This window comes from Streptomyces sp. NPDC048295 (assembly GCF_040652135.1).
Taxonomy (GTDB): domain Bacteria; phylum Actinomycetota; class Actinomycetes; order Streptomycetales; family Streptomycetaceae; genus Streptomyces.
The window spans coordinates 1-1,100 of the sequence record NZ_JBEZLL010000082.1; the positions used below are offsets into that span (position 1 = coordinate 1).

Sequence of the window (1,100 nt, forward strand, 5' to 3'; positions counted from 1 at the left end):
TCCACACCCACCGAACGCAACACCAACGAACCCACCGACGCCACCACACCACCACCCGCATCGGCCAACACCACCGACACCCGACCCTCACCCAACACCGACACACGCACCCGAACCACCGACACACCCACCACACCCACCGACACACCCGACCACGCAAACGGCAACGCAGCTCCCTCACCCACCACACCAGCCACAGCCACCCCATGCAACGCAGCATCAAACAGGGCGGGGTGCAGGGCAAACGTCCCGGGCTCCGTGCCTTCCGGCAGTCCCGCCTCGGCGAAGACATGCTCGCCGGACTTCCAGGCGGCAGTGAGGCCGCGGAACGCCGGGCCGTATTCCAGCCCCGCCTCCGCCATGTCCTCGTAGAAGCCTTCCAGATCCACGGGCTCCGCATCTGCCGGAGGCCACTGGCCGGTGCTCCATATCGCGTCCCCGTCGACGACATCGTCGACGGCAGTCGTCAGCGAGCCGGTCGCGTGTCGCACCCACGGGAGGTCCGTAGCCTCGCCGCGCGAGTGAACGGTGACGGAACGCCGACCGGAGTCGGCGGGAGCGCCGACGACGACCTGGAGCGCGACCCCACCGTGCTCGGGGAGGACCAAGGGCGCCTCCAGAGTCAGCTCTTCCAGTGATGCGCATCCGACTTCGCGTCCGGCTCTCAGCGCAAGCTCGACGAATCCCGTACCGGGGAAGAGGACGGTGTCGCCCACCGCGTGGTCCGCGAGCCACAGTTGCGCGTGGGACGAAAGGCGTCCAGTCAGGATCACGCTGTCCGAGTCGGGAGGAGTGACCACCGCGCTGAGAAGGGGATGGTCGGCGGGCTCCTGGCCGATCGACTCAAGGTCCGCACCGTGCTGCTCGCCGACGATCCAGTAGTTCTGGTGCTGGAAGGCGTAGGTGGGCAGATCCACCCGGCGGGCGCCCGAGCCCTCGAAGAGGCGGGACCAGTCGACCGGGACACCCGCCACGTGGAGCCGGCCCAGCGCGGCCACGGCCGTAACCGCCTCGGGGCGGTTCCTGCGCAGGAACGGAACGAACACCGCCGACTCAGAAACCACCGACTCCCGCGCCATCCCACTCAGCACACCATCCGG

Annotated in this window: 1 protein-coding gene; it reads right to left on the reverse strand. The window is 68.8% G+C overall.

Annotated elements, in window-relative coordinates:
- Window positions 1-1,079 (reverse strand): polyketide synthase dehydratase domain-containing protein (locus tag AB0D53_RS41670; protein ID WP_362454758.1); only part of this gene is annotated, 1,079 nt, incomplete at its 3' end.
- Window positions 1,080-1,100 lie beyond the last annotated feature (21 nt).